This is a genomic window from Brevundimonas sp. (assembly GCF_023259385.1).
Lineage (GTDB): Bacteria > Pseudomonadota > Alphaproteobacteria > Caulobacterales > Caulobacteraceae > Brevundimonas.
In genome coordinates this window covers 1-8,611 of sequence record NZ_JAHFPF010000151.1, presented here as the reverse complement: position 1 = coordinate 8,611, position 8,611 = coordinate 1, and the positions used below count along the sequence as shown (strand labels likewise).

Genomic DNA, 8,611 nt, shown 5'->3' with positions numbered 1-8,611 from the left:
TTGGCTCATCTCTATCCCCTCCATCTGGCGATTTTGGGCGGTGTTCTGATCATGGTGCTCGGAGCTTCAATCTCTGGCGTTCCGTTCGATCTCTCGACCTACACGACAGAGGGCTTCTTCAAGACCCTGTTCCTGGTACAGGCGTGGTTTCCAAGCGAAATCGGATACAATTGGAGCGGCCCGTCCTGGTCGCTCTCGGCGGAATGGTTCGCCTATCTGCTGTTCCCGGCCTACGCCCTTCTCTCGATCCGGATGAGACATCGTCCTTGGTTCCTGCTCGGCTTGGGCATCGTCAGCTATGTTGTCATCGACGCGGCCTACGTCTCAACCTTCGGCAAGGTTCTGCCTCGGGCCGAGGACGACATGGGCATCTTGCGCATAGCGCCGGCCTTTCTGATCGGCATGGCGCTCTACGGCTTGGGCCATCGCTGGCGCTGGAGCCGGCCCGTCGCCATCGCCGCCGCCCTGGCTGCTACCCTCGTGTTGCTCGGCGCTATGCAGCTGTCGTTGGACGACCGGATCATCGTCGCCCTCTCAGCCCCCGTTATCCTGACCTGGTCCCTGCTCGCACGCGCGGACTGCGAGGGGCCTCTCGCCGCCCCTGCGCTGGTTTTCGCCGGTGAAGCCTCCTTCGCCCTCTATCTCGTGCACATGCCCGTCCTCGTCGCCTTCAAGGGCGTGGTCGCCGAACTGCGCGGCATCGACAGCGCCTTCCGCATCACGCCAGTCGAACTGGCAGGGTTGTTCGTCGTCACGGCGCTGATCGCGGCGGCCCTGCATCTGCTCGTTGAGAAACCTGGGCGAACCTGGATCCGACGCCGGTTCGAAAGCCGGCGAGCCCGGCCCGCAGCGCCGGCCTGACCCCGGGCCACGAGACGTGGGTACTGCCTCGGCGTCGGTCAATCCCGACCGGTCGGCGCCGCACTGGCGCCGCAGCGACCCGCAGCCCACCAAGAAAACATTTTGAGAATGATAGTGAGTCACTCCCATGCCGCCCCTTACCACGACTGGCGGATCGATCAATGTTCGCATCGTCGCAGCCGTCAACGGAGCTCCCGACCTCCGCCATCACGTATCCACCTGAAGGACGAATCCTAGCCATATCGTGATGCGGCAACCTCGACCGTTGCCATTGGGATCGGGTCGCACTATGGCGGATGAAGGAGCCGTTCAATCTTGTCTCGCCTGTTTCGCACCATTTGCGTCAGCCTGTGCGCCGCCCTCGTGGCGACGTTGAGCCTGCATGGGGTTCAGGAAGGGCGGCACCAGATTGCCCATGCGTCGGATTGGCCGGCAGTCGCGATCGGCCACGGTGATCACGCAGAGATCGCGGACGTCGATCATGGCTCGCTGCACGTCCATATCGCCCCCGACGCGCCGGCCGAGGATCCACTGGATCAAGCCGAAGACGGCGAAGACGAGGGCGAGGCCGGGCGTCCAGCAAGCCATCACCACCATACGAGCGGCGACAGCCACACCGCCATCCCGATCCTCAACCGCGATCTGAGCCCCCTCGTCGCCATGAACGCCGTGCTGATCCAGCCGGCGGGCGATGGCGCACGTCCGGCCCACGACGGCGACGGGCCTGAATACCCTCCCAGACGGACGCGCACGATCATCTGATCCGACGCGGCCAATCGGTCGCGCGTGCACCCCCGTTTCCCGGAGAGAATCCCTTGAAGACCCCATCGTCCGGCATTGCCGGGCCGTGGGCGCGACTGACGGCCGTGTCGGCCCTCGCGCTCATTCTGGCGGCCTCGCTGCCGCCGACCCTTGCTGTCGCACAGGATGCGGCGGCCACGTCCACCGCGCCTGTACTGTCGCTGGACGAGGCGCTGCGTCGAGCCGCCCTGGTCGATCCCTCACTGGCACCGACCCAGGCCCGGCGACAGGCGTCGCGGGCAGCCGTGCGTCAGGCGGACGTTCGTCCCAACCCCACGCTTGGGGTGATGGTCGAGAACTTTCCGACCATCGGCGGAGGCGACCTGTTCCGTCGGACCGAGACCACGCTCACAGTCGAGCAACGGTTCGAGCGGGGCGGTGACAGGTCCGCCCGTGTCTCTCTCGCCGAAGCCGAAGGGCTGCTGGTCGACGCCACCGCGCGCATTCGCCAGTTGGACCGGCTCGAACAGGTGCAGCGCGCCTGGGCGGAAGCTCTGGCGGCTCAGGCCGAGTTGGAGATCGCCCGCGAGCGCCTTGACCTCGCCGAACGGTTCCAGACCGAGGTCGGTCGCCGCGTGGACATGGCGCGCGATCCTCTGTTCGCCGGGGCGCGCGCCGAGGCCGAACTGGCTCAGGCCCAGATCGACTTCGATCAGGCCGGGATTACCGTCCGGGTCGCCAACATTTCGCTGGCCCGGTTCTGGGATGGGTCATCGGACTTCACCCTTGGCGCCGAGACCTTCGCCGACACCCGGTCGGCGCTCGACGTCACGGATGGGGTCGCCCAGGCGGACCTGGACATCTTCGTCGCACAGCGCGACATCGCCGTCGCCCGGGTGGCGGTGGAGACGGCCCGCGCCCGGTCGGACGCCACGGTCAGCGCCGGCGTCCGTCACTTCGGGGACGGCAACGACCTCGGCTTTGTCGTCGGCGCGTCGATTCCCCTTGGTCGCTACGACCAGAACCTCGGGGCCATCGACCGCGCCCGAGCGGAGGGGCTGGCCGCCGAGGGTGATCTCGCCGCCGCCCGCATCGACCGTGAACGTGAGATCGCGCGCCTGCAGGTTCAGGTCATGGCCCGAGCCAGCGAAGCTCGCAGGATCGGGCAGGAAACCCTTCCCCAGGCCGAGCGCGCCGTCGTTCTGGTGCGCGACGGCTTCAACAGGGGCGGCTTCACCTACAACGACGTCATCTCCGCCCAGACCGCCCTGCTGCAGACCCGCGCCCGCCGCGTCGCGGTGCTCAAGCAATTCCATATCGATCGCGCCCGCCTCGACAGACTGACCGGCGCGCACGGCGCCCTGATCCTCGCCCTGGAGACTCAACCATGATCCGCCTGACACCTTCGCGGCGCTGGCTCGTTGCGTCCGCGATCGTCCTCGCCTTCGCCGCCGCCGCTTGCGGAGACAAGCCCGCCGAAAAGGCAGGCGAAAACGGCGAGGCTGCCGCCGCCGACTATGAGCGTGGCCCTCACCGAGGCCGGATGCTCCGCGACGGAGACTTCGCCCTTGAGATCACCATCTTCGAGGAAGGACCAGAGCCCCTGTTCCGGCTCTATCCCTATCTGAAGGACAAGCCGCTCGATCCACGTCAGGTCCAGGCGACCATGGCCCTGACCCGTCTCGGGCCGAAGGTCGATCGGTTCACCTTCATCCCGACCGAGGACTATCTCGCCAGCCCCGGTGTCGTCTCCGAGCCGCACTCCTTCGACGTGGCGGTCGCGGCGACCCAGAACGGCAAGCGATCGACCTGGGCCTACCAGTCCTATGAGGGTCGCACCGTCATCTCAGCCGACGCCGCCCGCGCCGGTGGCGTCACCACGCAGCGCGCCGGTTCCGCAGTCCTGGGCGAGTCTCTGCCGTTGAGCGGTCGGGTCGAGATCACGCCTGAGGGCCAGAGCGATGTCTTCGCCCGCTATCCGGGTCGGGTGATGGCGTTGAACGTCGAACTGGGCCAGCGCGTATCGCGAGGCCAGGTTGTGGCGCGGGTCGAGTCCAGCGAGAGCCTCCAGACCTATTCCGTCACCGCGCCGATCTCCGGCGTCATCATGGCCAAGAACGTCAACGCCGGGGCCATCACCGGCGCGGGCGGCGAGCCGATGCTGGTGATCGGCGACCCAACCCGCCTCCATGCCGAGTTCGCCCTCTATCCGCGCGATGCAGAACGTGTCCGCCGGGGCCAGCGGGTCGAGGTCACCAGTCTGGCAGGTGACCACCGTTTCAATGGCGTCATCGAAACCATCCTGCCCGGCTCTGATCCGATGAGCCAGACCCTGATCGCCCATGTCGAACTGGCCTATCAGGGCGGCGTCTGGCGGCCGGGCCTGGGAGTACAGGGCACCGTTCAGGTCGGTGAGGGTGCAGTGCCTCTCGCCGTCCAGACCAAGGCCATCCAGCCGTTCCGCGATTTCCAGGTCGTCTACGCCAAGGTCGGCAACACCTATGAGGTGCGGATGCTCGAACTGGGCCGAAGGACCGACGAGTGGACCGAGGTGCTTGGCGGGCTCGAACCCCGAACCGAATACGTCGTGGACGGCGCCTTCCTCATTCGCGCGGACATCGAAAAGTCCGGCGCGAGCCATGATCACTAGGGGGCGCGAGAACCATGCTTGCACGCATCATCGCCCTGTCGATCCGCTTCCGATGGGCGGTCATGGGGCTCGTCCTCCTGGCCTGCGCCATCGGCGTCTGGAGCTTCCAGCGCCTGCCGATCGACGCCACTCCGGACATCACCAACGTCCAGATTCAGATCAACACCGAAGCCCCCGGCTATTCGCCGCTGGAGGCCGAACAGCGCATCACCTTCCCCGTCGAGACCGCCGTCGCAGGCGTTCCGGGCCTTCAATACACCCGCTCGGTTTCGCGATACGGGTTGAGCCAGGTGACCGTCATCTTCGACGACGGCACCGACATCTATTTCGCACGCCAACTGGTGAATGAGCGCCTCCAAAGCGCCCTCGGTCAGCTTCCCCCCGGCGTCACCCCTGAACTTGGCCCTATCGCCACCGGCCTCGGGGAGATCTTCATGTATACGGTCGAGGCCGAGCCGGGTGCACGACGTCCCGACGGCCAGCCCTATACGACCGAAGACCTGCGCACGCTTCAGGACTGGGTCATCCGGCCCCAGCTTCGCAACACGCGCGGTGTCACCGAGGTCAACACCGTCGGCGGCTACGAGCGTCAGTATCACGTCACACCCGATCCGCAGCGGCTGGCGGCCTACGGGGTGACCATGGCCGAGGTGGTCGAAGCGCTGGACAACAACAACGCCAACGTCGGCGCGGGCTATGTCGAGCGCTTCGGCGAACAGTATCTGATCCGGGTGCCGGGGCAGGCTTCGACGAGTGAAGACCTGGGCAACATCGTGATCGCCACGCGTGGGGGCGTTCCGATCCGCATCCTGGACGTCGCCGACATCGGAATGGGCCAGGAACTTCGCACCGGCGCCGCGACCGAGAACGGCAAGGAGACGGTCCTTGCGACGGTTCTCATGCTGGCTGGCGAGAACAGCCGTATCGTCGCCCAGGCCGCCGCCGCCAGCCTGCAGGAAGCCGCCAAGGCCCTGCCGCCCGGTGTCGTCGCCACGCCGGTCTACGACCGCACCGAACTGGTGGAACGCGCCATCCACACCGTCGAAAAGAACCTCGTCGAGGGCGCCCTGCTGGTCATCGTCGTGCTGTTCCTGCTGCTCGGCAACATCCGCGCGGCCCTGATCACGGCGGCGGTCATTCCCGTCACCATGCTGATGACCATCACCGGCATGGTGCGGACCGGAACCTCCGGCAATCTGATGAGCCTCGGCGCGCTCGACTTCGGCCTGATCGTCGACGGCGCGGTCATCATCGTCGAGAACTGCCTCAGGCGCTACGGCGAGGCCCAGCATCGCCTGGGTCGTATCCTGACCCGCGAGGAACGGTTCGATCTGGCGGCGACCGCCTCCAGCGAGGTAATCCGGCCCTCGCTATTCGGGGTCATGATCATCACCCTGGTCTATGTCCCCATCTTCGCCCTGACCGGGGTGGAGGGGAAGACCTTCCACCCGATGGCGATCACCGTCGTCATCGCCCTGACGGCAGCGCTCCTGCTGTCCCTGACCTTCGTACCCGCCGCCGTCGCCATGTTCGTCACCGGCAAGGTCGAGGAGAAGGACAGCTTCCTGATGCGCTGGGCCCGGGTGGGTTATCAGCCGGCGCTCGACTTCGCGCTCAGGACCCGCAGCCTGATGATCGGCATTGCGGTCGTGCTGGTGCTGCTCGCCGGGTTCGGGGCGTCGCGGATGGGCTCGGAGTTCGTGCCCAATCTCGACGAAGGCGACATCGCCATGCACGCCCTGCGCATCCCGGGCACCAGCCTGACCCAGGCCGTGCAGATGCAGACTGCGTTGGAAGCCCGCATCGCCCGCTTCCCCGAGGTGGAGCGGGTCGTGGCCAAGATCGGCACCGCCGAGGTCGCCACCGATCCGGTGCCGCCCTCGGTCGCCGACACCTTCATCATGCTGAAGGACAGGAAGGATTGGCCGAACCCTCGCAAGTCTCGCGGCGACCTCGTCGCCGAGATGGAAGAGGCCGTGAATGAGATTCCCGGCAGCAAATACGAGTTCACCCAGCCGATCCAGATGCGGTTCAACGAACTGCTGAGCGGGGTGCGGGCCGACGTCGCCATCAAGGTCTATGGCGACGATCTCGACGAACTGCTGCGCCTCGGCGCCGAGATCGAAGCCATCGTGGCCTCGGTGGACGGGGCCGCCGATCCCCAGACCGAACAGATCACCGGCCTGCCGGTGCTCCAGATCACACCCAACCGACCCGCCATGGCGCGCCTTGGCCTGAGCATCGAAGACGTCCAGTCGGTTATCTCCACCTCGATGGGCGGCACGACCGCCGGGCAAATCTTCGAGGGTGACCGTCGTTTCGACGTCGTTGTCCGCCTGCCCGAGCGTCTGCGCGCCGACACCAACGCCATCGGTCGTCTCCAGGTCCCGCTCCCGGCGGGCGAAGGACAGCCGCGTCAGTTCGTGCCCCTGAATGAGGTCGCCACGATCGAACTCACAAAGGGTCCGAACCAGATCAGCCGCGAGAACGGCAAACGCCGCATCGTGACCACGGCCAATGTCCGCGACCGCGACCTGGGTTCGTTCATCCGCGAGGTTCAGGACCGGGTCGATGCTGAGGTCGCCATACCGGCCGGCTATTGGGTCACCTATGGCGGAACGTTCGAGCAGTTGATCTCGGCCGCCAAACGATTGCAACTCGTGGTTCCCGCGGTGTTGCTGCTGATCTTCGGCCTGCTGTTCGCCTTGTTCCGCTCGGTCAAGGACTCGGCCATCGTTTTCTCCGGCGTGCCTCTGGCCCTGACCGGAGGGGTGGCCGCCCTGATGCTGCGTGGGCTGCCTCTGTCGATCTCGGCGGGGGTCGGATTCATCGCCCTGTCCGGGGTCGCCGTGCTCAACGGTGTCGTCATGGTCACCTTCATCCGCAGCCTGATCGCCGAAGGGAAGCCTCTTGGCGAGGCAATCCGGGAGGGGGCGCTGACCCGTCTTCGCCCGGTGCTGATGACGGCGCTCGTCGCCAGCCTCGGCTTCGTGCCCATGGCCTTGAACGTCGGAGCCGGCGCCGAGGTCCAGCGCCCGCTGGCCACGGTCGTCATCGGCGGGATCATCTCCTCGACCCTGCTGACCCTGCTCGTGCTCCCCGCCCTCTACAGCCTCGTCCACGGCCGCCCGTCTTCGCCGAACGGCGTCAGACGGTCGTGGCGTGAGCGGCTTCCCTTCGCATACTCCCGGAGGACTTCATGAACCCGCGTCTCCAGCGCGCGACCGCCTGGTTGCGAACGCCCATCGGCCTGCTGAGCGCAGGCCTGTTGGTGCTCTTCCTCAACGGCCTGTTCACCGCCACCCTGGCGCACGGGGTGGCGGCAGGGGACAAGGGCTACATCCAGGAGACGTCCGGCATCGTCTTCTGGCCCTTCGTCTATCTGGGGGCCAAGCACATGGTCACCGGTTACGACCATCTGCTGTTCCTGTTCGGGGTGATCTTCTACCTCTACCGCCTCAAGGATATCAGCCTCTACGTCACCATGTTCGCCGTCGGGCATTCGACGACCCTGCTGCTGGGCGTGATGCTGAACGTCAACGTCTCCAGTTATCTGATCGACGCCATCATCGGCCTGTCCGTCGTCTACAAGGCGCTCGACAACATGGGGGCCTACCGACGCTGGTTCGGGTTCCAGCCCAACACCAAGGCCGCGACCCTGGTGTTCGGCCTGTTCCACGGCTTCGGCCTGGCGACCAAACTTCAGGACTTCCAGCTGTCTTCCGACGGCCTCTTGGTCAACCTGATCGCCTTCAACATCGGCGTGGAGATCGGCCAGCTTCTGGCGCTCGGAGCCATCCTGATCGCCATGGGATTCTGGCGCCGGACCGCCAGCTTCGGGCGCCACGCCTATCTGGCCAACGTCATCCTCATGATCCTCGGTTTCATCCTGACGGGCTATCAGCTCGTCGGCTTCTTCGTCGCCTGACGGGAGACCTTCCATGCAAAATCTCAATCAACCCGATCCCGCCGAACTGCCGTCGACGGCCAAGCTGCTCAAGTCTACCGGCGTCGCCGTCGTCATCGCCTCGGCCCTGCTGGTCACCGTGGTCCTTCCAGCCGAGTACGGCGTCGATCCTACCCGCATCGGCTCGGTCTTCGGGCTGACCGAGATGGGCCGGATCAAGCGCCAACTCGCCGTTGAAGCTGCGGCTGAAGCGGCCTCAACGGCGGCGGTCATTACATCCACGAGGACCGCGCCTGCCTTGCCGGCAGCCGCACCAGTGGGCTCACCAGACACCGCAACTCAGGAGCCGGCCAGGTCTGCCAAGACCGAAGCCGTCCCGCCAGCGGTCACGACCCAGACGGCAGCCGCAGCTACGACAACCAATGGCGCATCGGCGGGTCGCAGCCATCGCA

Annotated in this window: 6 protein-coding genes and 1 pseudogene; all 7 read left to right on the top strand. The window is 66.2% G+C overall.

Annotation, left to right across the window (positions count from 1 at the left end; translation table 11 throughout):
• The coding region (locus Q0C81_RS12160) for an acyltransferase (RefSeq protein WP_291838102.1) at positions 1 to 861 on the top strand (861 nt) is incomplete at its 5' end.
• A 315-nt stretch (positions 862 to 1,176) separates the two neighbouring features.
• Complete coding sequence (locus Q0C81_RS12155; RefSeq protein ID WP_088582500.1) at positions 1,177 to 1,623, top strand: hypothetical protein; 447 nt, start codon at positions 1,177 to 1,179, stop codon at positions 1,621 to 1,623.
• A 53-nt stretch (positions 1,624 to 1,676) separates the two neighbouring features.
• Positions 1,677 to 2,993, top strand: coding sequence for a TolC family protein (locus Q0C81_RS12150; protein ID WP_052004992.1), 1,317 nt, complete (start codon positions 1,677 to 1,679; stop codon positions 2,991 to 2,993).
• Positions 2,990 to 4,252 (top strand): HlyD family efflux transporter periplasmic adaptor subunit, encoded by a 1,263-nt coding sequence (locus Q0C81_RS12145; RefSeq protein ID WP_035308110.1) that lies wholly within the window; start codon positions 2,990 to 2,992, stop codon positions 4,250 to 4,252. The genes Q0C81_RS12150 and Q0C81_RS12145 overlap by 4 nt, the downstream gene beginning before the upstream one ends.
• Before the next feature lie 14 nt (positions 4,253 to 4,266).
• Entirely contained in the window at positions 4,267 to 7,455 is a 3,189-nt protein-coding gene (locus Q0C81_RS12140; RefSeq protein WP_035308111.1) for a CusA/CzcA family heavy metal efflux RND transporter, read from the top strand.
• Positions 7,452 to 8,180, top strand: coding sequence for a HupE/UreJ family protein (locus Q0C81_RS12135; protein ID WP_291838096.1), 729 nt, complete (start codon positions 7,452 to 7,454; stop codon positions 8,178 to 8,180). The genes Q0C81_RS12140 and Q0C81_RS12135 overlap by 4 nt, the downstream gene beginning before the upstream one ends.
• Positions 8,181 to 8,193: 13 nt before the next feature.
• Positions 8,194 to 8,611: pseudogene (locus tag Q0C81_RS12130) on the top strand (transmembrane anchor protein); the annotation flags it as partial.